At 35.8% G+C, this 22820-nt stretch carries 29 protein-coding genes; 21 read left to right on the top strand and 8 right to left on the bottom strand.

Going from position 1 to position 22820, the window contains the following annotated elements:
• The first annotated feature begins 10 nt into the window (after positions 1-10).
• From glyQ to rplS, 11 genes are all read left to right on the top strand, one after another.
• Positions 11-871: a glycine--tRNA ligase subunit alpha gene (gene glyQ / locus A3854_RS03835; protein ID WP_084041388.1), complete on the top strand. Its 861-nt coding sequence runs from the start codon at positions 11-13 to the stop codon at positions 869-871.
• Between the two features lie 6 nt (positions 872-877).
• Positions 878-1600, top strand: a complete 723-nt coding sequence (locus A3854_RS03830; RefSeq protein WP_084041387.1) for a Nif3-like dinuclear metal center hexameric protein — start codon at positions 878-880, stop codon at positions 1598-1600.
• A gap of 16 nt (positions 1601-1616) precedes the next feature.
• A complete protein-coding gene (locus A3854_RS03825) occupies positions 1617-2324 on the top strand; it encodes a zinc ribbon domain-containing protein (protein WP_084041386.1) in 708 nt (235 codons plus the stop codon).
• Positions 2325-2332: 8 nt separating this feature from the next.
• A complete protein-coding gene (waaA, locus tag A3854_RS03820; RefSeq protein WP_084041385.1) occupies positions 2333-3469 on the top strand; it encodes a lipid IV(A) 3-deoxy-D-manno-octulosonic acid transferase in 1137 nt (378 codons plus the stop codon).
• Positions 3466-4224, top strand: coding sequence for an RluA family pseudouridine synthase (locus A3854_RS03815; RefSeq protein ID WP_084041384.1), 759 nt, complete (start codon positions 3466-3468; stop codon positions 4222-4224). Before waaA ends, A3854_RS03815 begins: the two co-directional genes overlap by 4 nt.
• A 62-nt stretch (positions 4225-4286) precedes the next feature.
• Positions 4287-5627, top strand: coding sequence for a signal recognition particle protein (gene ffh / locus A3854_RS03810; RefSeq protein ID WP_084041383.1), 1341 nt, complete (start codon positions 4287-4289; stop codon positions 5625-5627).
• A gap of 73 nt (positions 5628-5700) precedes the next feature.
• Positions 5701-5928, top strand: a complete 228-nt coding sequence (gene rpsP, locus A3854_RS03805) for a 30S ribosomal protein S16 (RefSeq protein ID WP_009293992.1) — start codon at positions 5701-5703, stop codon at positions 5926-5928.
• Positions 5928-6170 (top strand): KH domain-containing protein, encoded by a 243-nt coding sequence (locus A3854_RS03800; RefSeq protein WP_084041382.1) that lies wholly within the window; start codon positions 5928-5930, stop codon positions 6168-6170. The genes rpsP and A3854_RS03800 overlap by 1 nt, the downstream gene beginning before the upstream one ends.
• Positions 6163-6693, top strand: a complete 531-nt coding sequence (rimM, locus tag A3854_RS03795) for a ribosome maturation factor RimM (protein ID WP_084041381.1) — start codon at positions 6163-6165, stop codon at positions 6691-6693. Before A3854_RS03800 ends, rimM begins: the two co-directional genes overlap by 8 nt.
• On the top strand, positions 6690-7382 hold the full coding sequence (gene trmD / locus A3854_RS03790) for a tRNA (guanosine(37)-N1)-methyltransferase TrmD (RefSeq protein WP_084041380.1): 693 nt from the start codon (positions 6690-6692) through the stop codon (positions 7380-7382). The genes rimM and trmD overlap by 4 nt, the downstream gene beginning before the upstream one ends.
• Positions 7383-7390: 8 nt before the next feature.
• Positions 7391-7747, top strand: coding sequence for a 50S ribosomal protein L19 (gene rplS / locus A3854_RS03785; RefSeq protein ID WP_021090978.1), 357 nt, complete (start codon positions 7391-7393; stop codon positions 7745-7747).
• Positions 7748-7919: 172 nt separating this feature from the next.
• On the opposite strand, the gene A3854_RS03780 is transcribed toward rplS, so the two are convergent.
• A complete protein-coding gene (locus tag A3854_RS03780; protein ID WP_084041379.1) occupies positions 7920-8618 on the bottom strand; it encodes a CorA family divalent cation transporter in 699 nt (232 codons plus the stop codon).
• On the bottom strand, positions 8608-9738 hold the full coding sequence (gene tgt, locus A3854_RS03775; RefSeq protein ID WP_084041378.1) for a tRNA guanosine(34) transglycosylase Tgt: 1131 nt from the start codon (positions 9736-9738) through the stop codon (positions 8608-8610). Before tgt ends, A3854_RS03780 begins: the two co-directional genes overlap by 11 nt.
• Positions 9739-9816: 78 nt before the next feature.
• Between tgt and A3854_RS03770 the strand changes: the two genes are divergently transcribed.
• The 10 genes from A3854_RS03770 to mog all read left to right on the top strand — a co-directional run bounded on the left by A3854_RS03770 (position 9817) and on the right by mog (position 20715).
• A complete protein-coding gene (locus A3854_RS03770; protein ID WP_084041377.1) occupies positions 9817-10923 on the top strand; it encodes an MlaE family ABC transporter permease in 1107 nt (368 codons plus the stop codon).
• Positions 10920-11660: an ABC transporter ATP-binding protein gene (locus A3854_RS03765; protein WP_084041376.1), complete on the top strand. Its 741-nt coding sequence runs from the start codon at positions 10920-10922 to the stop codon at positions 11658-11660. Before A3854_RS03770 ends, A3854_RS03765 begins: the two co-directional genes overlap by 4 nt.
• A complete protein-coding gene (locus A3854_RS03760; protein ID WP_021090581.1) occupies positions 11661-12593 on the top strand; it encodes an MlaD family protein in 933 nt (310 codons plus the stop codon).
• A complete protein-coding gene (locus A3854_RS03755; protein WP_084041375.1) occupies positions 12590-13150 on the top strand; it encodes an ABC-type transport auxiliary lipoprotein family protein in 561 nt (186 codons plus the stop codon). The genes A3854_RS03760 and A3854_RS03755 overlap by 4 nt, the downstream gene beginning before the upstream one ends.
• A 93-nt stretch (positions 13151-13243) precedes the next feature.
• The gene (locus A3854_RS03750; protein ID WP_084041374.1) at positions 13244-14662 is read left to right on the top strand and encodes a COG3400 family protein; all 1419 of its coding nucleotides are present in this window, start codon (positions 13244-13246) and stop codon (positions 14660-14662) included.
• Between the two features lie 2 nt (positions 14663-14664).
• The gene (aroB, locus tag A3854_RS03745) at positions 14665-15702 is read left to right on the top strand and encodes a 3-dehydroquinate synthase (protein WP_084041373.1); all 1038 of its coding nucleotides are present in this window, start codon (positions 14665-14667) and stop codon (positions 15700-15702) included.
• A complete protein-coding gene (locus tag A3854_RS03740) occupies positions 15699-17288 on the top strand; it encodes a mechanosensitive ion channel domain-containing protein (protein ID WP_084041372.1) in 1590 nt (529 codons plus the stop codon). The genes aroB and A3854_RS03740 overlap by 4 nt, the downstream gene beginning before the upstream one ends.
• A complete protein-coding gene (gene mtaB / locus A3854_RS03735) occupies positions 17288-18526 on the top strand; it encodes a tRNA (N(6)-L-threonylcarbamoyladenosine(37)-C(2))-methylthiotransferase MtaB (RefSeq protein ID WP_084041371.1) in 1239 nt (412 codons plus the stop codon). The genes A3854_RS03740 and mtaB overlap by 1 nt, the downstream gene beginning before the upstream one ends.
• A complete protein-coding gene (locus A3854_RS03730; RefSeq protein WP_084041517.1) occupies positions 18513-20165 on the top strand; it encodes an ATP-dependent metallopeptidase FtsH/Yme1/Tma family protein in 1653 nt (550 codons plus the stop codon). The genes mtaB and A3854_RS03730 overlap by 14 nt, the downstream gene beginning before the upstream one ends.
• 10 nt (positions 20166-20175) lie before the next feature.
• Positions 20176-20715, top strand: a complete 540-nt coding sequence (gene mog / locus A3854_RS03725; protein WP_084041370.1) for a molybdopterin adenylyltransferase — start codon at positions 20176-20178, stop codon at positions 20713-20715.
• A gap of 47 nt (positions 20716-20762) precedes the next feature.
• On the opposite strand, the gene A3854_RS03720 is transcribed toward mog, so the two are convergent.
• Genes A3854_RS03720 through A3854_RS03695 form a run of 6 tightly spaced genes read right to left on the bottom strand, consistent with a single transcriptional unit; the run spans position 20763 to position 22694 of the window.
• Positions 20763-21101, bottom strand: a complete 339-nt coding sequence (locus A3854_RS03720; protein WP_084041369.1) for a M15 family metallopeptidase — start codon at positions 21099-21101, stop codon at positions 20763-20765.
• A gap of 1 nt (position 21102) precedes the next feature.
• Positions 21103-21402 carry a hypothetical protein gene (locus tag A3854_RS03715; RefSeq protein ID WP_072594645.1) on the bottom strand — a complete coding sequence of 100 codons (300 nt, stop codon included), beginning with the start codon at positions 21400-21402 and terminating at the stop codon, positions 21103-21105.
• Complete coding sequence (locus A3854_RS03710; RefSeq protein WP_084041368.1) at positions 21377-21634, bottom strand: hypothetical protein; 258 nt, start codon at positions 21632-21634, stop codon at positions 21377-21379. Before A3854_RS03710 ends, A3854_RS03715 begins: the two co-directional genes overlap by 26 nt.
• Positions 21615-22001 carry a hypothetical protein gene (locus A3854_RS03705; RefSeq protein ID WP_072594643.1) on the bottom strand — a complete coding sequence of 129 codons (387 nt, stop codon included), beginning with the start codon at positions 21999-22001 and terminating at the stop codon, positions 21615-21617. Before A3854_RS03705 ends, A3854_RS03710 begins: the two co-directional genes overlap by 20 nt.
• Complete coding sequence (locus A3854_RS03700) at positions 22001-22336, bottom strand: hypothetical protein (protein WP_084041367.1); 336 nt, start codon at positions 22334-22336, stop codon at positions 22001-22003. The genes A3854_RS03705 and A3854_RS03700 overlap by 1 nt, the downstream gene beginning before the upstream one ends.
• Positions 22337-22346: 10 nt before the next feature.
• Positions 22347-22694, bottom strand: a complete 348-nt coding sequence (locus tag A3854_RS03695) for a hypothetical protein (protein WP_084041366.1) — start codon at positions 22692-22694, stop codon at positions 22347-22349.
• Positions 22695-22820: the final 126 nt, after the last annotated feature.

Here is a 22820-nt window from a genome sequence, read left to right as displayed (position 1 = left end):
AAGGAAAGCAATGACATTTTCACAAATAATATTAACCCTTCAAAACTATTGGCAAGAGCAAGGCTGCGTGATACTTCAACCATACGACATGCCAGCTGGTGCGGGCACATATCACCAAGCGACATTTTTAAGGAGCCTCGGACCAAAGCCGTGGGCGACTGCATATGTAGCTCCAAGCCGCCGTCCAACTGATGGCAGATACGGCGAAAACCCAAACCGCCTAGGCGCTTATTATCAGTTTCAAGTACTCATAAAGCCAAGTCCAGAAAATATCCAAGAGCTTTATCTTAAAAGCCTTGAAAAGCTTGGGTTAAATTTAAAAGATCATGATATACGCTTTGTTGAAGATAACTGGGAGAGCCCGACTCTGGGCGCTTGGGGGCTAGGCTGGGAGGTCTGGCTAGATGGCATGGAAGTGACTCAGTTTACGTATTTTCAACAAGTGGGCGGCATCGCATGCGAGCTGATCTCTGGTGAGATAACATACGGACTTGAGCGTTTGGCCATGTATCTCCAAGATGTAAATAGCGTCTATGACATCGTTTGGGACGACTCTAATGGCAGCATCGTAACCTACTCCGACGTGCATAAACAAGGCGAGTATGAGTGGAGCAAATACAACTTCGAAGTAGCAAATGTTGATATGCTTTTTAACCAGTTTGAAAACGCATTTAACGAGTGCAAACGCTGCTTAGAGGCTAAAATTTCACTGCCAGCTTACGACTACTGCATGCTTGCGGCTCACACATTTAACGTCCTTGACGCGCGCGGAGCGATTAGTGTAACGCAAAGGCAAGACTACATCCTAAAAATTCGAGAGCTTGCAAAAGAGTGTGCGCTAACTTATAAAGAGAGCCTAGAGCAAAAGTAAAATTTTATGAAAATAGCTGAAATTTATAAAATTCTAGATGAAATTTGCCCGTTTGCGAGCCAAGAGTCTTGGGATAATAGTGGCCTTCAAGTTGGCTCATTTGATAGCGAATTTGAGCAAATTTATCTAAGTCTTGATTTGGATAGCGAACTTTTGCAAAATGTCTTGCCAAATTCGCTCATCATCACTCACCATCCGCTCATTTTTAAGGGGCTAAAAAGCCTAGACTACAGCCTTTATCCAAGCTCACTCATAAGGGAGATGATGATAAAAAATATCTCGCTCATCTCGCTTCACACAAATGCTGACCTTGCATTTTTAAATGAAAAATTTGTGATGCAGGTTTTGGGGCTTGAAATTTCAAGTAAAGAGGGCTTTTTGATCTATGCTGATGTGAAGATAAAATTTAGTAAGCTTTGCAAATTTGTAAAAGAAAAACTTGGACTAGAAAATTTAAGAGTAGTTCATGCAAAAGATGAAATTTCTAAAATTTGTATCTGCACTGGAAGCGGCGGAGATCTCATCCAAGATGTCAAAGCAGATGTCTTTTTAACGGGTGATCTAAAGTATCATCAAGCTCTTTATGCAAAGGAAAATGGGCTAAATTTAATCGATATAAATCACTATGAAAGTGAACGTTATTTTGGTGATTTTTTAGCAAAATATTTGCAAAATCTGAAAATTGAAGTTATAATACGCAATTCTAAAAATCCATTTACATATTGCTAATAAAAAAGGAAACATTATGAATAAATACTTACAACAATTAGTTGAATTATCTGATCTTGATAAACAAATAGATGGCTTTATACCACGCATTCAAGACATAGAAAAGGCTTATAAAAATATAGAAGAAGAGTGCGAAACCATAACGGTTAATATAGAAAGACTAGATGAAGAGGTAAGTGACTTAAAATCTCAAAAATCAGGCACAAATGCTCATATTGCCGAGTTTAGTGCGAAGATAAAAGATGTTGTTAAAAAAAGATCAAATGTAAAAAATGAAAAAGAGTCAAAAGCCTTAAGTCTTGAAGAGGATATTGCAAAAGAGCAACTTGAGGCTGCAAATGAAGAGATTGCTAGACTTGAGAAGCTAATAGATAGTAAAAATAGTCAAAAAGATGAGCTTGGTGCAAAAAAAGCTGAACTTGAAGAGAATTTAAAAAATATAAAAAGTAAAACTTCATCTGAGCTTGAAAATATTGGGAAAGAACGTGAAGAAGTTTATGCCAAAAAAGACAAGCTTATCGCCACTATGAATCAAAAAATTCTCGCATTTTATGAAAAAATTAGAAAATGGGCTCATAATACGGCCGTTGTTCCTGTAAAAAAACAAGCTTGTTATGGCTGCTTTATGCAGATAAATGACAAAACTTTCTCTGCTGTTATCAAGGGTGAAGATATCGTTACATGTCCGCATTGTGGCAGAATTTTGTATAAACAAGAGCAATAACACATTTCGTGATAATAATATATTACTTTCTAGCCTCAATACTCTATCTATTTGGGGCTATCTTTCTACTCATCTTAAGTTTTAAAAAAAAGTATCATAAGTCGATTCCAGCACGTTTTTTCCTCTTTAATAATCCTAAATTTCAAGATGCAGATGTGCATTTTCACGCTTGTTCGTTTGGTGAAGTGCAAGCACTTAAACCTTTGATGCAAAAATTTGATAGCAAAGCCATAAGTGTGGTGACAAATACTGGCTTTGAAGCGGCAAGTAAAATTTGCTCTAACGCAAGATTTTTGCCATTTGAAATTTTTTTGCCATTTTGGCTAAAAAAGAGCAAAATTTTAGTTATTTTTGAGGCTGAGCTTTGGCTTATGCTAGTTTTCATGGCAAAGCTAAAAGGCAGCCGTGTGATATTAATAAATGCGAGAATTTCAGACAGAAGCTACAAAAGCTACTTGAAATTTGGCTTTTTTTATAGGTATCTTTTTAAATTTATAGATAAGATTTACGCTCAAAGTGAGCTTGATAAAGAGCGGCTAAAGTCACTTGGTGCAGGTGAAACAGAGGTCGTTGGTAACATAAAAGCTGCATTTTTGCCAAGCGTGAGTAAAATTTATGAAAAGCCAAAAGCTAGAGTGATCGTGCTAGCAAGCACGCATACAGGCGAAGAAGAGATGATTTTGCAAAATTTAAATTTAAAAGAAAACGATCTCTTGATCATCGCACCACGCCATCCTGAGAGGTTTACAGAGGTTGAGAAGATAGCAGGCGACTACGCTAAAAAGCATGATTTTAGCTTTGCGAAATTTAGTCAAACGTATAAATTTGAAGCTAAAGTAATTTTGCTTGACACTTTAGGCGAGCTTGTAAATGTTTATGCTATTAGCGATATAGTAGTGCTTGGAGGCAGTTTTGTGCCAAATATCGGTGGGCATAATCCAATCGAGTGCGCACAATTTAACCCAGTAATAATAAGCGGTGAGTTTATATTTAATCAAAAGGCGTTATTTAGCCTAGTTGAAAACATCTATATCGCAAAAGCAAGCGAGATCAGTGGCATAATAGATAGTGATGCTAAAAAGAGCAAGATCGCCGTGCAAGCAAGTGCTGATGCGATCATAGAAGATATAAGGAGCACTTTATGAGCGAAGAAAAAGCGTATAAAATTTTAGCCAAACAAAAAAATATCTCAAACAACGAGGCAAAGGAGCTAATAGATAGCGGTCTAGTCTATGCTAAAGGCCAAAAAGTGATGATAGCTCGAGCACTAATGAGTGAAAATACCAAATTTAGCGTCGAAGAGATGCCAAAGCCAAGCATTATTTTTGAAGATGAAAATTTAATAGCAATCAGTAAGCCAGCTGCCATAACTAGTGAAAAAATTAGTCAAATTTATAAATTTCCACTCCTTCACAGGCTCGATAAGGACACAAGCGGCGTGTTGCTTCTTGTAAAAAATGATGAATTCGCAGCACTTGCCATAAATGAATTTAAAAAGATGAAGGTTGAGAAAATTTACGTAGCCGCAGTTAGGGGCATCATGAGCGAAGAAGCGGTCGTAAATGAGCCAATCTTAACGATTAAAAATAAAAATGGCGCCATTTCAAAGATCTCAAAAGATGGCAAAGAGGCGATCAGTGAAATTTTACCTCTCATGGTTGTTGGCAAAAAAACGCTGGTAAAAGTTGCCATAAAAACAGGCAGGACACACCAGATAAGAGTGCATTTGGCTAGCTTAAATTTACCTATCGTTGGCGATGAGAAATACGGCAAAAATAGGGCAAATAGAATGTTTTTGCATGCCTATTCTATTGCTCTTTTAAACTATAAATTTAAAGCGCCGATCCCAAGAGAATTTAATGCTCTTGGATTTGAGCTATCTAATAAATTTGAAATTTAAAGAGCAATAAAGAAATTATTTAGTAATATACGCCCTTTAATAACAACTTGGAAAGGTGATTAGTGTTTGAACAAATTAGCGAGTCTTTTAGATTAGCCGTTAGCAAGATACGTTTTGTAGATGACGAAAAAGCTCTAAAAAACGCACTTGATGTGCTTAAAAAAGCTCTTTTAAAAGCTGATGTTCACCACAAAGTCACTAAAGATCTACTTACATCTATCGAAAGCGAGCTAAAGCAAACTGGCGTTGGTCAAAAGAATTTCCTAGATTCGATCAAATCAAATTTAACGACTATATTAACAGCTCCTGGCAACCAAGGCTTTGTCTATGCGCCAGTTGCACCAACTATTGTTTTGATGGCTGGCTTACAAGGTAGCGGTAAAACAACGACAACTATTAAGCTTGCAAACTATCTAAAGCTAAGAAAGAAAAAAGTTTTAGTTGCGGCTTGTGACTTGCAAAGATTGGCGGCGGTTGAGCAACTAAGACAGCTCTGCGTTGCAAATGAGATCGATCTTTTTTATATAGAAAATGAAAATAACCCTATAAAAGTAGCAAAAGAAGCGCTAGAAAAAGCAAAAAGCGGTCTTTATGATGTGCTTTTAGTGGATACCGCAGGTCGTCTTGCGATCGATGAGAAGTTGATGCAAGAGATAAAAGATGTAAAAAATGCGATAAATCCACATGAAATTTTCTACGTAGCTGATGCTATGAGTGGACAAGATGCCGTAAAAACAGCTACAAGTTTTAATGAAATTTTGGGAATTTCTGGAGTTATCCTTTCTAAATTTGACTCTGACTCAAAGGGTGGTGTAGCTATTAGTATTGCAAAACAGCTAAATATTCCACTTAGATTTGTTGGCACTGGCGAGAAAGTAGCTGATATCGAGAGTTTTATACCAGACCGCATCGTAAGCCGTATAACGGGTGAGGGCGACTTAGCTACTTTAGTCGAGAAAACATCGACTATTATAGATGAGAAAGAGGCAAAACGTCTAAATCAAAAGATAAAAAAAGGTCAATTTAACTTTAATGACTTTTTAGATCAGATGGAGAGTGTTAAAAAGCTTGGCAGTATGAAGTCTTTGATTGGGATGATACCTGGTCTTTCAAATATTGCAAATCAGATAAAAGATATAGATCTTGACAATTCAAAAGAAATTTTACATATTAAGGCTATGATAAACTCTATGACTAAAAAAGAGCGTGAAAATCCTGAACTTTTAAATAATAGTAGAAAAAGACGTTTAGCGACTGGCTCTGGACTTTCTCAGGTAGAAGTAAATCGTTTTTTAAAGCAGTTTGAAAATGCCTCAAAACTTGCTAAGAAATTTTCAGGAAAAGGTGGAGCAAAAGGACTTGCAAATATGCTTTCTCAAGCAAATTTAAAAAGACCTGTTTGATAAAAGGGTTTAAATTTGGATATTTGTTATCTAAATTTAAGCTTTATTTAAAAAACAAGAGGAGAAATATAATATGGCAACAGTAGTAAGACTAACAAGAATGGGACGTAAGAAAAGACCTTTTTATCGTATAGTTGTTACAGATAGCAGAAAAAGACGTGATAGTGGCTGGATAGAAAGTATTGGCTATTACAACCCTATGGTTGAACCAAATGTTATAAATTTTAATAAAGAGAGATTAGATTACTGGAAAAGCGTTGGTGCTAAACTTAGCGATAGAGTTGCACAAATTACAAAATAATGGTTAAAAATTTTTTATACGAATACGCCAAGTTGATTGCTGATTGTCCTGATAAAGTAAGTGTTGATCGCCACGAACTTGGTGAAAATTTTGCTGAGATAATTATAAGTGCTGATAAGGTTGATACGGGAAAACTTATCGGCAAAGATGGCAAAATGATAAACGCTATAAAGACTGTTATTATTGGTTGTAAAGCCAAAGATAATACAAGCTATAGAGTAACGGTAAAAGCTATTGAATAGTGATATTGTTGAAGTCGCTACCATCGGAAGATGTGTTGGTTTAAAGGGCTATTTAAAGCTTCACAATAAGAGCGACTTCCCAGAACAGTTTAAAAAAGGTGCAACCTTTTTTGACAAAAACAATGATCAGCTGACTATAAAAGACTACAATAGACAAAAAGAACTGGTTTTGTTTGAAAATTTTGATGACTTAGATCTTGCTAAAGCGCTTGTAAATAGAACTATATACACCACAAAAGAGCTCACTAGAAAAAACTGCAAATTAAAAAAAAATGAATTTTTTCAGTTTGATATTATTGGCTTAAAAGTTATAGAAAATGGTGAAATTTTGGGTATTGTAGAAGATATCCAAGATAATTTTGCAAATTCACTTTTATACATAAAAACAGATGAAAAGCTTATTATGAGCGGCAATCCAAAGAATTTTTACATTCCATATTTAGAGCATTTTATTATAAGTGTAAATTTAGATAATGAAGAGATTTTGGTAAAAGGTGCTATATCCATTTTAGAAAATTCATGAAATTTACATTTATTACACTTTTTGAAAATTTAGTTAAACCTTATTTTTGTGATTCTATTTTAAAACGTGCGATTAGTAATAAATTTATTGAAATCGATTTTATAAATCCAAGAAATTTTACTAAAGATAAGTATAATAAAGTTGATGATTATATGATCGGAGGCGGAGCAGGGCTTTTGATGTTTCCACAACCTCTGGATAAATCGATCAAATTTTTAAAAGAAAAAGATAAAAATGCTCATGTGATATTTTTAACGCCAGCTGGTAAAAAATTTAATCAAAATGATGCAAAGAGGCTTTCTAAAAAAGATCACATTTGTTTTGTTTGCAGTAGATATGAAGGCCTTGATGAACGAGTTGTTGAGCTTTGGGCAGATGAAGTTTTTTGCATAGGTGATTTTGTTTTAACTGGCGGAGAGCTTCCTGCGCTTTGTATGAGTGATGCAATATCAAGAAATATACCTGGAGTTTTAGGAAACGATATGAGCCTTGAAGTTGAGAGTTTTGAGGATAATTTGCTTGAAGCCCCATCTTTTACAAAGCCTGATAATTTTAGATCAATCTTTGTGGTTTCAGAGTTTTTAAAGGGTAACCATGCTAAAATCCACACTTTAAAAAATAAGATGGCTCACTGCAAAACAAGGTTCTTTCGCCCTGATTTATATCAAAAGCTTAAGCCACATAAATAAGGAAAAACATGAGAAATAAATACATTGAAGCATTTGAAAATGCTCAAATTGCTAGTAAAAATATTCCTGACTTCCGTGCAGGAGATACATTGCGTGTTGCTACTCGTATTCACGAAGGCGATAAAACTAGAATTCAAAATTTTGAAGGTATTTGTATAGCTAGACGTGGTAGTGGCACAGGCGAAACATTTATCATTAGAAAAATTGGCGCTAATAGTGTTGGTGTTGAGAGAATTTTTCCAATTTTTAGTGATTCTATCGAAGAGATAAAAGTTCTTAGAAAAGGTCGTGTTAGAAGAGCTAAATTATTCTATCTACGTGATCTTCGTGGTAAAGCTGCTAAGATCCGCGAACTTAGAAAATAATCTTACTATCTGTCCTGAAGTCTATTCAGGACTTTTCAACTTTTTTAAATCTAATTTCTATTTTTTCTTAAATATTTTTATCTTTTTTAATATTAATAAAAATCTATTTATTTTTATTGTTTTTGCCACTAGGCTATAAAAATTTAAAATATATACTAAATTTATTTATTTTCTACTTCTTCTTATTTGTATACCAAAATAAAAAAATAACACAACAAAGAATCACTCCAAACATTATTGACACAACTATCATGGTAGCATTTTTAGTTTCATTAAATGGCAAGCCTTGTGTATTCATACCAAAAAAGCCAGTTATCAGATTTAGTGGCAGCATTACAGCTGATATCATTGTCAAAATGTAAATATTTTGATTGATTTTGTCGTTTTTTATACTTTGTATAAATGTATAAATATCATCGATTCTGCAGGCATACTCATTGGCCATTGTTCTAAAAACATTTGCCTCATGAGTACTATTTTTAAGCTCCTTTTTTAAATTTTGTTGCTCACTTTGACAAATCGAAAGTGTCTCATAAAAGTGAGATATCTTGTTTTGAAATTTTCTAATCTCATATTTTAAAAAGTGGTGTCTTTTGATAAATTTGTTAAAGTTTTTTCGACTAGCGTAAATTTTTTCATACTCGTTTAGTTCTTCTTGATGTTCTAAAATCTTGTTTGCATATTCATTACATAGTTTTTTAAGAGCCGCTTCAAACTCGTTTTTATCGCATTCGTGATCAAAGTCTTCTTTGTAAATTTTGCCATTTTTAAATAAAAATTTATAGCTTTGCTTTTGTGTGAAAGAAATAAGCAAAATATAGTCGTATTCATCGCCATAAAAATATCCACAAACTGAACTTTTATAGCTCATTTTTTACCCTTTTAGCATAAAAATTTTTCTTAAATTTGGTAAATTCGCCTCTTTCTATTGCCTCTCTCATCTCTTTCATCAAATTTAGATAGTAGTGCAGGTTGTGAAGGCTTGCTAGCCTAAAAAACGTGAGCTCTCTTGCCTTAAAGAGGTGGTTTAGATAGCCCCTAGAGTAGCGTTTGCAGGTGTAGCACTGGCACTCTGGATCGATTGGCATATGGTCATTTATAAATTTAGCTGATTTTATATTTATCTTACCAAAGCTGGTAAAAAGCGTACCGTTTCTTGCGTTTCTTGTTGGCATTACGCAGTCAAACATATCAACGCCTCGCTCGACGTTTTCTACGAGGTCTTCTGGCGTGCCAACACCCATTAGATAGCGAGGCCTTAGCTCATCCATAAATGGCATGACCGCCTCAACTGTGTCATACATCGCCTCGTTGCTTTCTCCAACGCTAAGACCTCCTATTGCAAGGCCATCAAATGGCATCTCATTTAAAGCCTCAGCGCAAAATTTACGCGCATCATAATCTGTTCCACCCTGAACGATGCCAAAGATATTTTGGTTTAGTCCAATGCCTTTGTTTTGCATAAATTTGTGATAATCAATCGCCTCTTTTGCCCATTTTATCGTTCGCTTTATGCTTAGATCGATCCTCTTTGGCTCAGCAGGTAGGGCAACCAAATCATCAAGTATCATCATAATGTCGCTACCTAGATCGTATTGCGTATCAAGAACGGACTTTGGCGTAAAATAGTGCGTGCTGCCGTCGATGTGGCTTTTAAATTTTATCCCACCATCATCGTTTTTAGTGTTTGACCTAAGCGAAAATGCCTGAAATCCACCGCTATCTGTTAAAAAAGAGCGCTCAAACTTAGAAAATCCATGAAGTCCGCCAAACTCGCGCACGACCTTGCTTCCGGGGCGCAGATACATGTGGTAGGTGTTTGCTAAGATTATCTTTGCGTCTAAAATTTCACTCATATCAAAGGCGTCTAAGCTTTTAACCGCGCCAACCGTACCAACTGGCATAAAAACTGGCGTTTGTATAACGCTATGGGCAGTTGTTAGGATACCACGCCTTGCGTTTCCATCTTTTTTTATAACTTCAAATTTCATTGTTATCCCTTATTTTCTGATTTTTTATTTTAACAAAATTTATAATATAATCCAGAAATTTTAAAGCAAAGGAACTTTTTGCAAAATAAAAATGACGTCATTTTTGTAGTGGCAAATGGCGCTCAGACTATAAAATTTATAGGTGAGTTTAGCTATAAAGACGCAAAAAATTTACAAAGCATTTTTAAAAAAATTCAAAAACTTAGCGGCAGTGTTAAATTTGATTTTAGTGAGCTAAAAAGTATTGATTATGCTATTTTAATCCTTTTAAGAAATGCACTAAATGGTAAGAAATTTGAGATTATCACAAATGATGAGAAGATAAGGGCGATGGGTGATCTTTTAAATGATGAAAAGATCGATTTTAACTACATGCCGCCGCACAATAGTCTAAATTTCTTTTCACGACTTGGTGAAAAAATCTGTGAAGGTTTTGTAAATTTAGCTGAGTTTGGCACGTTCTTGGGCGAATTTTTAATAAAAAGCGTAAAAATTTTATTTAATCCAGCCAGTCTTAGATTTAGGGAATTTAGCAACTACATAAAAGATGGCGGCGTAAATGCCGTTTTTATCGTATCCCTCACCGCTTTTTTGATAGGTGTTGTGCTTGCCTATCTTGGCAGTGCGATGCTTGCAAGCTTTGGGGCAAGTATATTTATAGTCGAGATCATGGGTATGCTAACGCTTAGAGAAGTGGCTCCGCTTATAGCTGCTATCGTTATTGCAGGTAGGTCGGCTTCTAGTTTTACTGCTCAAATTGGCGCTATGAAGCTAACTGAAGAGATAGATGCGATGAAGACGATGGGCTTTGAGCCATTTAACTTCTTGGTCTTGCCGCGCATCATCGCGATGGTACTTTGCGTGCCTGTCATTATCTTTATAGCTGACGCGATAAGTATCTTAGGACAGATGATCATTTGCCAAACGATACTTGATATCAGCTTTAGTGACTATCTAAATAGATTTCGCGAGATGGTCGAGCTTAGGCACTTTGCTGTTGGTATGATAAAGGCTCCATTTTTTGGTGCGGTGATAGCGATCATTGGCTGCATGAGGGGATTTGGTGTTAGTCAAAACGCCCAAAGCCTTGGAGCAATGACAACAGTTAGCGTCGTAAATGCGATATTTTGGGTCATTGCGCTTGATGCATTTTTCGCGATAATTTTTATGTGGCTAAAGATATGAATGAAATAATAGTTGGAAAAAACATAACGACAAGTTATGGCGATAAAATAATGCACGATAATGTGAGCTGGAGCGTTAAAGAGGCAGAAATTTATGGCTTTTTAGGTGGCAGTGGCGCTGGTAAAACGACTCTTATGAAGACGATGATATATCTAAAAAAGCCAAGCGAGGGCGATATATTTTTTGATGGCGTCAATATGTGGAAAAGCGGCTCTGAAGAGCAGCAAGAGATCAAGCTAAAAAGTGGGACGATGTTTCAGTTTGGCGCACTTTATAGCTCGATGACGATCCTTGATAATGTGGGTGTTTTGCTTCATGAGTACTCTAAATTTAACAAACGTCAGATCGATGAGATAGCGATGTTTTGGATACAAAAAGTTGGACTTAAAAAAGAGGTCTCGATGCTTTATCCAAGCGAGCTAAGTGGCGGTATGAAAAAGCGTGCCGCACTTGCAAGAGCCTTGGTGCTAAGCCCTAGGGTGCTATTTTTAGATGAGCCAAACAGCGGCCTTGATCCTGTTAGCTCGCGCCAGATGGATGCGCTCATAAGAGAACTTCGTGATAGTATCGGCGTGACCGTTGTCATGGTGACTCATGATGCTGATAGTATTTTTGATATTTTGGATAGATTTTTGATAATAGATAACAAAAAAATAGCCTTTGAGGGAAATATAAAAGAGCTTGAATATCTTAAAAACAATCCACTTGAAGAGCTATTTAAAATGAGGAAAAAGTAGATGGAAAATAGAAATTCTTATACCATTGTTGGCATGTTTTTTATGGCTTGCCTTACAGCATTTGCGATATTTATCTGGTGGATGACTAGTAAAAATAATACAAAGGTTGATTTTAAAGAGTACTACATTCACACAACCGAGCTACCAAGTGGATTAAAGGTTGATTCTACGGTTAAATTTATCGGTGTGCCAGCAGGAAGTGTTAGTGATATAAATTTTGTCGATGACAAAAACGCTCTTATAAACATCACAATGAAAATTAGAGAAGACCTGCCGATAAAGGCCGATAGCGTGGCAAGTATAGAAGTTCAGGCCATCAGCGGCGTTGCTAGTATAAATATAAGCCGTGGCACAAAAGACTTTGCGTCAGGTCAAAAGCCTATCTTACAGCTTGAAGAGAGCCTCTTTTCAAAGCTTGGAAACAACGCTGAAAACATCACCTTAAAGATAAATCAAACACTTGATAAAGTCGATAACTTTTTTTCGCCTGAAAATATTGCTCACGTAGAGTCAGTCCTTAAAAATATCGATAAATTTACACAAGTTTTAACAGACGAAGAGGGGCTAAGTGAGGTTGATAGTATCGTTAAAAATGTAAAAAATTTTACAGATACTTTAAACAAAACCGATACAAAAGAATTGGTTAAAAATTTAAACAGACTAATTTCAAATGCGAACCAAGTTTTTGTATCGGCAAATTCGGCTATCACCGGATATAATTCGCTGCAAGAGCTCATCACAAAAAAGGCTAAAGATGGCGAATACGACCTTAGAAATACGGTTGGGCCGTTATTAAGAGAAGCGAGTGATTTTTTAAATGGATTTGACAAGACACTTCGTGAGTTTAGAGGCGCGCTTCAAAGGCTTGAAGATAATCCTTACGAGTTTTTCTTCACAAATCCAGTGCCAAACGACAAAGGAGATAAAAAATGAGAAATTTAATCTTTCTAACGGCTACGCTTTTATTTCTTGGCTGCTCGCTAAAGACGGATGTGCCAGTTGCAGCGATGTATGAAATTCACTATTCAAATAAGGCTTGCTCAGCTGAAAACAAGCAAAAAGAGCTAAAAAATGTCTTCATCGAAAATGTAAGCGCTCTTGATATGGTCGATACTAGAAAAATTTTGATCGTAGCTGAAAATAATAAAATCAGATATCTAAGCGACGCTAAATTTGTATCTGAGCCAAGCGAAATGGTCTATAAATCGCTTGTAAAAGGGCTTTATTCAAACTGCGCTGCAAAGCCGATATTTTCACCAAACGCAAAGGATCTTAGGCTAAAAGTGAGTATCATCTCACTTCAGATAAGAGGTGACAAAGCCGAAGTCTCGCTAGCTTACGAGCTGTTTAATGCAAACACTTCGCTAAAATCAGGCATGATCACAAAAGAAATTTTTTGTCCAGATCCAAGCTCAAGTACTATTTTTGATACGATAAATAAGGCTACAAATTTAGCAATCGATACGCTAATCTCTGAAATAATCTCTTAAATTTTCTTGGCTGTAAATTTCTAAATTTATAGCCAAAATAGCTTATTTTAAAGACCTTTTGTTATAATGTGAGCTTTAAAATACGGAGAATTGATGAAGAAAATTTTAATAATCGCAGATGGAACTTTCGCAAGAAATTTTTTAAACAGACTGCTTGAAACAAAATCAAATTTGCATCACTATATTGTTGTTTCAAGTGAGGATTACAGCCAAAAATCAAATTATGAAAATTTTACATTTTACCAGTTTGACCCAACTAGTTTCTCAAAGCTAAAAAGCGTGAGCGATGGCTATTTTAGTCAGTTTTGTATAGTTTGCGATGATAAAAATGAGGCGATTGCTGTTTATGAAAATTTAAGACAGATCAGCACAAAGACCGAGACTGTTTTTATGAGCTCATGGGAGCTTGATGAAAAATGTAAAGAAATATTTGCAAGCGATAAACACTTAAGCGTGGTTGATATCAGAGATATTGCAGCATCAAGGCTTATGGACTATTTACCGGATCTGCCGGTTTTAGCCGATAATATCGGCCTTAGTGAGGGCGAGATCATGGAAGTTAAGGTGCCAATAGGTAGCTCTTATATGTATCGTCACATTAGCTCAGTAGCTCAAAAGAAATGGCGAATAGCTCTCATATATCGAGGCAGCGAGATCATCTTGCCAAAGCCAAATGTAATGATACAGCCAAGCGATATATTACTGATTGTTGGTGATCCAAATGTGCTTCAAAATGTTTACCGCTCGATTAAGCGTGAAAGTGGGCAGTTTCCAAGTCCGTTTGGTAGCAATATCTATGTGCTGATCGATATGATCTCAATGGATAAAGAACGTGTTAGCAAGCTCATAAAGGATAGCTTGTATTTGCATTCAAAGCTAAATAATAAACGACTTTTTTTTAGAGTGATAAATCCAACTTTAGGTGAAAATTTAGATACTTTAAAAGCGATAAAAGAGAAAAATATCATCGTCTTGATGGATTATTTTAATAGTGATAACAAATCTATAAAATATGATGTTTTAAAGCACGATATCGGTCTAATCTTAAGCGATGATAAATACTTTTTTAAATTTAAGAAGCTATTTTATGAGCTAAAACTTCCAGTGCTAAAAACGGGTAAAATTTTGCTCTCAAATATAAAAGAGGGCGTTATACTAGGCGATCAAAGTCAAGAAGTGGAGAATCAATCAGCCGTGATAACAGACTGCTGTGCACAGCTTGATTTGGAGATGAAATTTTACTATTTTGATAATAAGCATAGCGAAGATGAAGCGCTAAGAGAGCATTTTGAGAGTATTAGCGCGCTATTTTCTAAGCGTATAAAGATAGAAAATCACAATCTTAAAAATCCGCTTGTAAAACTAAAAAATACAAAAGATTTGCTTCATTTTGTAATGTTTACTAAAAGCGTGGCAAATGGTGGGGCATTTGCCTTTTTATCGACAAATTTAAATAGGCTTTATAAAAAACTGAGCCAAAACGCACAGCTTTTTGTGCCAGTAAGTGAGTAAAAATGCAGATAAATTTAAATCTTAAAGAAAAAGCATCAAGCTATAAAATTTATATAAACGAGCTTGAGAGACTAGAGCTAAAAGGCAAGGTTGGCATCGTTACAAACGCTAAAGTAGCGGGGCTTCATCTTGAAAAGCTACTTAGTATTTTGAAGTGTGATGAGAAATTTATCATAAGTGTACCTGATGGCGAAGAGTATAAAAACCTTGAAACGGTAGAGCAAATTTTAGAGCAGCTTTTTGTGAGTAAATTTGATCGCTCGTCTACGCTAATCGCCTTTGGTGGTGGCGTCATAAGCGATATGACTGGCTTTGTGGCGAGCATCTATGAAAGAGGAATAAATTTCATAAATATCCCAACTACGCTTCTAGCGCAAGTTGATGCAAGTGTGGGCGGAAAGACTGGTGTGAATAATAAATTTGGTAAAAATTTAATAGGCTCATTTTATCAGCCAAAGGCGGTTTTTTGTGAGATAAATTTATTAAAAACATTGCCAAAGAGAGAATTTGCAGCTGGCGTGGCTGAGGCTTTAAAGATGGCGATAACCTTTGATAAAGAGATGTTTGATTGGCTAAAAAGCGTAAATTTAGATGATGAAAACTTAGCCAAGCTGGTTGAAAAGTCGGTAATTTTAAAAGCAAAAGTGGTTGAACAAGATGAGAAAGAAAAAGGGCTAAGAGCTATCCTAAACTACGGCCATACCTTTGCTCACGTTATAGAAAATGAGACAAATTATAAAGAATTTTTACATGGCGAGGCGGTGGCGATAGGTATGAATATGGCAAATCACTTAAGTGTAAGACTAGGGCTCATGAGCGAGGCAGAAGCAGAGGATATCAAACAGGTTTTGGTAAAATTTGGCCTTCCAGTAAGCTACAAAATAGAAAATGAATATGCATTTTACGAGGCATTTTTTATGGATAAAAAGACAAAAGATGATAAGATAAATTTCATCATTGCAGATAAAATCGGCAGTGCGATCATAAAAAATGACGTCAAAAAAGAAGACGTTTTAAAAATTTTAAGAGAATTTAAATGAAAAAGATCATAGCTTTACTACTTTTTTGCTTTGCCCTTTATGCCGAAGAAAACGTTACGCTTGAGCAAAATGTCTCACAAAATTTACAAAATAACGAGCTTATAAAAGATATTTCAAATCTAGATAACTCCCTAAAAAACAATATCTGGATCACAAGGTATGCTAACTATAACACTTATCAAAGGCTTATTGATGAGCTTGAAAAAAACGAGAATGAACTAAAAAAGCTAGACAAAAGCTCAAGAAGAGGCAGCGATATCATAAAGAGAATTCAAACTCTAAAAGAGCAGATAAATTTACTAAAAGAGTATGAAAAAACGCCATTTTCAAATATGCTAGCAGCTCCTGAAATGGATACTCCACCAAGGATAACAAGTCCTGTTGCACTTATATCTGGCTTTTCGTATATCAAAAAGATAAAGAGCGATAAGATCGAGTATCAAAGGCATATAAAAGAGCTTGATACGCTTTTAGAAAAGCTTGAAACAAAAGAAAATTTACTAAATAGACTAAATTTGATCGAAGAAAATGAGCAAAACAGGGCAAGCTTAAACTTGGTAAAACAAGAAATAGGCGACTTTAAAGCTGCAAAACAGATCGCTGATACAACTTATAATGTCTATGAAAAAAGAGCTGATGAGGCTATAAATTTAACCACCTCTGATATAAAAGCTCAGTTTTTAAGTATGGGCTATACAGCTATCATCATTCTTTTAACGATCGGGCTAACATTTATCGCTAAATTTATCGTTAAAAGAACGATTACTGACAATGAGAGATTTTACACGGTTAATAAATTTTTAAACGTTTTAAATATCACCGTTATCATCATAATCTTACTTTTTTCGTATATCGAAAACGTCACATATCTAGTAACTGTGTTAGGTTTTGCTTCAGCTGGTATCGCCATTGCGATGAAAGATATGTTTATGAGTATGCTTGGCTGGATGGTGATCATGTTTGGTGGCTCTATACATGTGGGTGACAGGATCAGAGTGCTTCATGATGGCAGTGAATTTGTGGGCGATGTGATCGATATCTCTTTACTTAGGCTGACTGTTTTTGAGGATGTTAGCTACTCGACTTATAAGACAAACCGCCGTGCAGGTAGGATCATTTTTGTGCCAAATAACTATATCTTTACCGATCTCATCGCAAACTATGCTCATTATGGTATGAAGACCGTTTGGGATGGTATAGATATCGTTATAAGCTTTGATAGCAATCATAAAAAGGCTGTCTATCTAGCAAGAAATGTCGTTAAAAAATACTCAAAAGGCTATACCGATATCGCAAAACGCCAGATGAATAAACTAAGAAGCCAGTACAGCATCAAAAATCCAAACGTCGAGCCAAGAATTTATACATTTTTTGAGCCTTATGGTATAAATGTCTCATGCTGGTATATGGCAAATTCTTATGCGACTTTGGCTCTTAGAAGCACTATTAGCGCAGAGATAATAGAAGCATTTTTAGCTCAAGATGATATAAAGATCGCTTATCCAACACAAACTATGTTTATAGGCAAAAAAGAAAATCCAAGCGATCATACCGCTCACAGCGAGCAAGAGAGTGAAAATTCTTAATGCAAAAGATATTTTTTAAAACATTTGGATGTCGCACAAATATCTATGATACTGAACTTTTAAAGAGCTATATCAAGGACTACGAGATCACAAACGATGAAGAGAGCGCTGATATCGTGGTCATAAACTCATGCACTGTTACAAATTCTGCCGATAGCGGTGTCAGAAACTACATAAACGGTGTAAAAAGGCGCGGGGCTAAGGTGGTGCTGACTGGATGTGGCGCGGTTAGTAAGGGCAAAGATCTATTTAATAGCGGTATATTTGGCGTACTTGGAGCTAGTAAAAAGAGCGATCTAAATGAACTTTTAAAGCAAGAAAAGCCATTTTTTGAGCTTGGGAATTTAAACTCAGTCGATAAAAATATAGTTACAAATTATGAAAATCACACAAAGGCTTTTATAAAGATTCAAGAAGGCTGCAACTTTAGCTGTAGCTACTGCATCATTCCTTCGGTCCGCGGTAAGGCTAGAAGCATGGATGAGGCTATGATATTAAAAGAGGCAAGAATTTTAGCCCAAAACGGCTATAATGAGCTTGTCTTAACTGGCACAAATATAGGTAGCTACGGCAAAGACACAAATAGCTCTCTTGGTAAGCTTTTGGCAAACTTAGGTAAAATTTCTGGCATAAGGCGCATTAGACTTGGAAGTATTGAGCCAAGCCAGATAGATGAGAGCTTTAGAGAAATTTTAAAAGAAGAGTGGCTAGAACGTCATCTACATATCGCACTTCAGCACACAAGCCAAGCGATGCTAAAGATCATGCGAAGACGAAATAACGCATTTAGCGATTTGGAACTTTTTAATGAGCTAAGCTCACTTGGCTTTGCCCTTGGCACGGACTATATCGTGGGTCATCCTGGTGAGAGTGAGGAAATTTGGGTAGAGGCTGTGGAAAATTTTAAGAAATTTCCTATCACACATCTGCACGCTTTTGTCTATTCGCCAAGGCGTGATACGCACTCAGCTACGCTAAAAAGCGATGTTAGCGGTGATGTGGCAAAAAGTAGGCTAAAAATTTTACAAGGCATTGCATTGCAAAATAATGAAAATTTTAGAAAAAAATATAACGGAGCTTTGAAAATTTTAGTCGAGCAAAAAAATGGTGAGTTTTACGAAGGCTTTGATCAGTTTTACAACAAAGCTAAAATTTTAAGCCAAAAAGATATAACAAAAGAGTGGGTGGAGGTAAGCGAATATGAAGTTAAGCCAGATGCCAATTATGCAAAAATTTAAATTTAATAAGAAAAATATCCTAATAATCGCAGCTATCGCATTAATCAGCGTGTTGCTATTTGCCGTTAGCAAAGAGCCACGAAATATCACATATTCGCAATATATGCAGCTAATGGATGGAAATTTTATAGACCGCGCTGTAATCGATGACGATGAAGTCGTGCTTTATGCACAAAACAATCGTTTTTCAATTATAAAAGAGGGCATCGATCTAAAAGAGCTTATAAAAAAGGTGCCTGTTGAAAAGACTAAGCAATATATCACTCCAGGCATGATCTGGGGATTTATCATCTTTGTCTGCTTTGTGCTTTGGTACGCTTATATCTTTAGAAGCATCAGAAAAAAAGAGGAGAGCTTGCTTAGCAAAAAAGATGGCGCATTTGAGATAGAAAGCGTGCTAAATCAAAACACTATGCCAGTCATCTCAAACGTGAGATTTAGCGATGTAGCTGGCATTAGCGAGGTCAAAAGCGAGCTTAGCGAGATAGTTGATTTTCTTAAAAATCCGCAAAAATATAGAAATTTTGGTATCAAAATGCCAAAAGGCGTGCTAATGATAGGCCCTCCAGGCGTTGGCAAGACGCTTGTGGCAAAGGCAGTCGCTGGCGAGGCAAATGTACCATTTTTTTATCAAAATGGTGCAAGCTTTGTTCAAATTTATGTTGGTATGGGTGCAAAAAGAGTGCGAGAGCTTTTTAGCAGAGCCAAGTCCTATGCGCCCTCAATCATCTTTATCGACGAGATAGACGCCGTTGGTAAGAGTAGGGGTGGGACTAGAAACGACGAGCGAGAAGCTACGCTAAATCAGCTACTAACTGAGATGGACGGCTTTGAAGATAACTCAGGCGTCATCGTCATAGCTGCCACAAATAGGATCGAAATGATCGATGAGGCACTACTTAGATCAGGGCGTTTTGATAGGAGAATTTTTCTTTCTATGCCTGATTTTAATGACAGAGTGGCGATCTTAAACACATATCTAAAAGATAAAAACTACGAAGTGGCGGCTGAGGATATCGCTAAAATGAGCGTTGGCTTTTCAGGTGCGGCACTCAGTACGCTTGTAAATGAAGCTGCGATAAATGCCCTAAGAAACGGCGAGAGCGTGCTTAAAATGAGAGACTTTGAGGCTGTTTTAAACAAGGTCTTGCTCGGCAAGAAAAAGGTGCTAAGCTATAGCGAAAACGAAAAGAAAATTCAAGCCATTTATCAAGGAGCAAAGGCGCTAAGTGCTTATTGGTTTGATGTGAAATTTGAAAAAATTTCTCTTATAGAAGATAGGTTTATGGCCACAGAGCAAGAGATCGAGTCAAAGTCGCAGATGATATCTCGTATCAAGGTGCTCATCGCTGGTATGTGCAAGCTTGAGATAGATGAAAATGATATTTTTTCAAACTCAAGTAGTGACCTAAATTTAGCCAAAGAGATCGCTTCAAAGATGGTTTATGAGTATGGCATGGGAAGCTCTTTTGTGCCAAATCCAAACGATGTAGAAGAAATTTTAAAGCAAGCAAAAGAGGAGATCACATCCTTTTTAAAAGGCACAAATGAACAAATCGCAAAGATAAGCTCATATTTGCTAACGTACGAGAGCGTAGATAAAGAGACGCTGGCAAAAATTTTAAATGAAAACTACTAAAGGAGAAAAAGTGAAAGCAAAAATAGGTATATTAACCCTTTCTGACCGTGCAAGCGAAGGCACATACGAGGACAAATCAGGTCCAGCGATCAAAGAGGTGCTTGACAGCTGGATAGTGAGCGAGCGTGAGTACTTTTACGAGGTTATACCAGATGAGTTTGAGCTGATAAAAGAGAGGCTTGTGTACATGGTGGACGTGCTTGGCTGCGACCTTGTGCTCACTACCGGTGGCACAGGACCGGCAGTGAGAGACGTTACGCCAGAGGCTACTGAGGTGGTTTGCGAGAAGATGATGCCAGGCTTTGGCGAGCTAATGAGAGCTGCAAGCCTGCAATACGTCCCAACAGCGATCCTATCACGCCAAACAGCAGGCATCAGAGGCCATGCACTCATCATAAATTTACCAGGTCAGCCAAAGGCTATAAAAGAGTGCTTGGAGCCGGTATTTCCATCAGTTCCGTACTGCATTGACTTGATAGAGGGAGCATTTATTGAAACTGACGAAAATGTCATGAAAGTATTTCGTCCAAAACAAAAGAAAATCTCGTAAATGGGTTTGACAGATAGCCTAGATTTTAAGATAGAAGTCAAGAGATTTTAACAATTTCTTTCAAAGTGCGGAACGTCAAGAAAGTTTTTAAAATTACCGCCCCAACGATTAAGAGTATTTAAGCTCTCCCAATAATTGCCAATATCTTGTAATTCTAGCTTTGATTGTAACCAAACGTTATTTTTAAATATATGTAAATCTATCGCACATCTTTTTAGATGATTAGAATTCATAGTTTTACTTTTACCACTATTATAATAAATTTCTTGCTGGGCTTGTGTCCTTTCTAGTTCGCCACCCCTTATAGAGTATCCATTAGAATGAAGATAATTTAAAAGTTTTTCAACGTCTTTCATAAAAGCTTCTTGATGTTCGCCAAGTGTCATCTTAATCCCTTTCTATCCTTTTATCTAAGGCTTTATCAATTTTTGAATATATCCAATCAGTGCCACGCCAAGTTACAAAACCAGCAAGAGCAACCGAAACTCTAATATTGTTTAGAAAGAAAAAAAATATTTCATAACTAATCCAACATAAAAACATAGAACTTAAAAAACTAAGCAAATAAGATAAAATTTTATATTTGATTTTAGAAAAATCTTTAGTTTCAAGATTTAAAATCGACGCTATAAACCCAACAAAAAGAACTAAAATTAAATAATTATCGTCCTTGTTTAAATTGTCCATTTACACAGCCTTTTAATAAATCTTCTATTCGTATGCAGTAAATAATTAAATCTTTTAAACTTTCTGGATTTAATGGATCAAAAATAGGCTTATCTGGAATTGTTACATTACATTCTATAGGCATATAAGCTTCTTTAATAGCACCTTGTGAAGATTTTGCAGAGCAACCAACAAACAAAACAAGATAAGACAGCAAGAAAAAGAAAAATAGTTTATTTGGAATAATTGCCATTGCTAAACTCTAAAAGTAAAGTATCGTAAAATTTTAGCTTACTTAAGCAGTCGTCCGTTTTAGGTGTTTCGATAGTGCTAAAACGTTTTTGTAATTTTTGATTTAAAATATTATTTTCTTTAGATATTTTTTCGCTATCTATTTTTAATTGCTTAATTTTTAAATTTTGATTATCAATAATTAAAAAAGCGTTTTCAGTATTTTGTTTTTCAATTGCTAAATTAGTTTTTAATGTAATAGTTTCAGTGGTAAGATCTTTAATATCATCTTTTAATATAGAGATATAAAGGAATAAAACAAGATAAACAAAAGCGTGGATAAATAGCCCCCTATTAAATAGGGAGCTTAAATTAAACATTGAAAACATTATTTTGCTTTTTTAGCACTGATAACGTAAATTTCATCAAATTTAACACCATTAAATGTTTTACCAGCTAAAGCGGTTTTAATCTGAGCTTCATCAACGCTAGGCTTAGTATAAAAGCTAAAAGTAGTTTTATTGCCAGCATTATTTTTGCCAGTAATAGTATATTCAACAACGCTTGCTTCACTTGAATTACCTTGCTCACTAGCACGAGTAAGTATCACGTAAGTTCCTTCGAGTGCATTGTCGCAAAATGCTTTAGCTTCAGCACCAGCGCAAGGCAAAGCAAATCCGTAAGTCCTATTATTTATTGTATTTTTAACTAAACATTTAGACATATCCTACTCCTTAAAGTCTATCAAATTTTAAAGTTACATAATCGCATTTAACAGCAGTATCATAATTTGCATCTAATTTTCCAGTAAAATCAGAAAGAAAATTTTGAAACATATAACTTTGTTTAACATGTGGAACAGTTACCATAGTAGAAATCCTACCAGTCGCAGTCTTAGCACCAACGATCACATTTTTACGATTAAGTGGATCAGGTGTTGAAGCTAAAGCAGTGCCACCATCGCCAAAGACTGAATAACTTTCAACTTTGCCAGCTAAAAGCGGGAGTAAAGCATCTTCATCACTACCACTAGAAAAAGTAAGACTTTTTGCATAAAGTCCGTCTATTGATTGTCTTAACATTTTTTTATCCTTTCTTTTGTCATTCGACTTTTTTTAAATTTGCTTGTTTTTGTTAAAACGTTTTAAACAAGAGAATATTAAGCAAAAAAGAGAAAGTTAAATAATTAAGGTTAGATTAAGGACGCT

It is taken from the genome of Campylobacter concisus (assembly GCF_002092845.1).
Classification (GTDB): domain Bacteria; phylum Campylobacterota; class Campylobacteria; order Campylobacterales; family Campylobacteraceae; genus Campylobacter_A; species Campylobacter_A concisus_AQ.
The sequence above is the reverse complement of the archived record's forward strand: the minus strand, read 5'-3'. Positions and strand labels throughout refer to the sequence as shown.

What these genes read in the sequence shown, in the direction of transcription:
- glyQ (WP_084041388.1), top strand. Translation starts at nt 11, where the DNA reads ATGACATTTTCACAAATAATATTAACCCTTCAAAACTATTGGCAAGAG.
- A3854_RS03830 (WP_084041387.1), top strand. Translation starts at nt 878, where the DNA reads ATGAAAATAGCTGAAATTTATAAAATTCTAGATGAAATTTGCCCGTTT.
- A3854_RS03825 (WP_084041386.1), top strand. Translation starts at nt 1,617, where the DNA reads ATGAATAAATACTTACAACAATTAGTTGAATTATCTGATCTTGATAAA.
- A3854_RS03815 (WP_084041384.1), top strand. Translation starts at nt 3,466, where the DNA reads ATGAGCGAAGAAAAAGCGTATAAAATTTTAGCCAAACAAAAAAATATC.
- rpsP (WP_009293992.1), top strand. Translation starts at nt 5,701, where the DNA reads ATGGCAACAGTAGTAAGACTAACAAGAATGGGACGTAAGAAAAGACCT.
- A3854_RS03800 (WP_084041382.1), top strand. Translation starts at nt 5,928, where the DNA reads ATGGTTAAAAATTTTTTATACGAATACGCCAAGTTGATTGCTGATTGT.
- trmD (WP_084041380.1), top strand. Translation starts at nt 6,690, where the DNA reads ATGAAATTTACATTTATTACACTTTTTGAAAATTTAGTTAAACCTTAT.
- rplS (WP_021090978.1), top strand. Translation starts at nt 7,391, where the DNA reads ATGAGAAATAAATACATTGAAGCATTTGAAAATGCTCAAATTGCTAGT.
- A3854_RS03780 (WP_084041379.1), bottom strand. Translation starts at nt 8,618, where the DNA reads ATGAGCTATAAAAGTTCAGTTTGTGGATATTTTTATGGCGATGAATAC.
- tgt (WP_084041378.1), bottom strand. Translation starts at nt 9,738, where the DNA reads ATGAAATTTGAAGTTATAAAAAAAGATGGAAACGCAAGGCGTGGTATC.
- A3854_RS03765 (WP_084041376.1), top strand. Translation starts at nt 10,920, where the DNA reads ATGAATGAAATAATAGTTGGAAAAAACATAACGACAAGTTATGGCGAT.
- A3854_RS03760 (WP_021090581.1), top strand. Translation starts at nt 11,661, where the DNA reads ATGGAAAATAGAAATTCTTATACCATTGTTGGCATGTTTTTTATGGCT.
- A3854_RS03755 (WP_084041375.1), top strand. Translation starts at nt 12,590, where the DNA reads ATGAGAAATTTAATCTTTCTAACGGCTACGCTTTTATTTCTTGGCTGC.
- A3854_RS03750 (WP_084041374.1), top strand. Translation starts at nt 13,244, where the DNA reads ATGAAGAAAATTTTAATAATCGCAGATGGAACTTTCGCAAGAAATTTT.
- aroB (WP_084041373.1), top strand. Translation starts at nt 14,665, where the DNA reads ATGCAGATAAATTTAAATCTTAAAGAAAAAGCATCAAGCTATAAAATT.
- A3854_RS03740 (WP_084041372.1), top strand. Translation starts at nt 15,699, where the DNA reads ATGAAAAAGATCATAGCTTTACTACTTTTTTGCTTTGCCCTTTATGCC.
- mtaB (WP_084041371.1), top strand. Translation starts at nt 17,288, where the DNA reads ATGCAAAAGATATTTTTTAAAACATTTGGATGTCGCACAAATATCTAT.
- A3854_RS03730 (WP_084041517.1), top strand. Translation starts at nt 18,513, where the DNA reads ATGCAAAAATTTAAATTTAATAAGAAAAATATCCTAATAATCGCAGCT.
- A3854_RS03720 (WP_084041369.1), bottom strand. Translation starts at nt 21,101, where the DNA reads ATGACACTTGGCGAACATCAAGAAGCTTTTATGAAAGACGTTGAAAAA.
- A3854_RS03715 (WP_072594645.1), bottom strand. Translation starts at nt 21,402, where the DNA reads ATGGACAATTTAAACAAGGACGATAATTATTTAATTTTAGTTCTTTTT.
- A3854_RS03710 (WP_084041368.1), bottom strand. Translation starts at nt 21,634, where the DNA reads ATGGCAATTATTCCAAATAAACTATTTTTCTTTTTCTTGCTGTCTTAT.
- A3854_RS03705 (WP_072594643.1), bottom strand. Translation starts at nt 22,001, where the DNA reads ATGTTTTCAATGTTTAATTTAAGCTCCCTATTTAATAGGGGGCTATTT.
- A3854_RS03700 (WP_084041367.1), bottom strand. Translation starts at nt 22,336, where the DNA reads ATGTCTAAATGTTTAGTTAAAAATACAATAAATAATAGGACTTACGGA.
- A3854_RS03695 (WP_084041366.1), bottom strand. Translation starts at nt 22,694, where the DNA reads ATGTTAAGACAATCAATAGACGGACTTTATGCAAAAAGTCTTACTTTT.